The organism is Streptomyces sp. URMC 126 (assembly GCF_051386555.1).
GTDB lineage: Bacteria > Actinomycetota > Actinomycetes > Streptomycetales > Streptomycetaceae > Streptomyces.
Genome location: NZ_JBPQTX010001134.1, coordinates 1 through 250, shown reverse-complemented (window position 1 = coordinate 250; position 250 = coordinate 1). Strand labels below are relative to the sequence as shown.

Below are 250 nucleotides of genomic sequence, written 5' to 3'. Positions count from 1 at the left end.
CACGGAGAAGGCGAGCTGGCCGAGGATGACCAGGACCAGGAAGCAGACCAGCGCGACGGCCTGCCACGGCGTCCCGGTCTGGCTCCTGGTCTCCTGTATGCCGCCGTTGCCCACGCCGCCCTTGATCCCGCCGATGACCCTGGGCGGCCCGAACGGCGCCTGCGGGTCCGCGCCCGTCCCCGTCTCGCCGGTGCGTTCGAGGGCGGCCAGGACCTTGTAGTGGGCGGAGCGGTTGAGCGGCACCTTGGGG

At 72.8% G+C, this 250-nt stretch carries 1 pseudogene; it reads right to left on the bottom strand.

Annotated elements, in window-relative coordinates:
* Positions 1–250 (bottom strand): annotated as a pseudogene (locus ACSNOK_RS35385) (substrate-binding domain-containing protein); the annotation flags it as partial.